At 44.3% G+C, this 370-nt stretch carries 1 protein-coding gene and 1 pseudogene; both read right to left on the reverse strand.

Annotated features, from left to right (window positions below):
- Nucleotides 1-135 (reverse strand): annotated as a pseudogene (locus JaK3_RS10855) (ABC transporter substrate-binding protein); the annotation flags it as partial.
- 103 nt (nucleotides 136-238) lie between these two features.
- The coding region (locus JaK3_RS10620; RefSeq protein WP_150114232.1) for an alpha-hydroxy-acid oxidizing protein at nucleotides 239-370 on the reverse strand (132 nt) is incomplete at its 5' end.

A 370-nucleotide genomic window follows, 5' to 3' on the forward strand; every position in this document is an offset into this window, starting at 1 on the left:
ACGCATACTCACACCCATAGAAGCGGAGCCGCCGGTGAAAGGTCCTGAAACACCCAGTTTGATATCGGCAGCGTAAGCACCGGTTGCAAGCATTGCAGAAGCTGCTACTGCAAAAATGTGACGACGAATGTTCATAAAGTCTCCATAACAAAATAAAAAAATAAAGTTAGCGCCTTGCAACTTGCTCGACGCAAACAGACAATCCAAGGATGAACAAGGAATAAATTAGTATTCAAGGCTAAAAAGCTCCTGGATACAAAATATCTTTGGTTACATTCTGAATATCGCGATGACCTGTAAATGCCATGGTGATGTCCAGTTCATTGTGAATGATCTCTAGGCACTTGGTAACGCCAGCCTCGCCCATCGC

The sequence above is a fragment of the Polynucleobacter yangtzensis genome (assembly GCF_001595965.1).
In the GTDB taxonomy this organism is placed as follows: domain Bacteria; phylum Pseudomonadota; class Gammaproteobacteria; order Burkholderiales; family Burkholderiaceae; genus Polynucleobacter; species Polynucleobacter yangtzensis.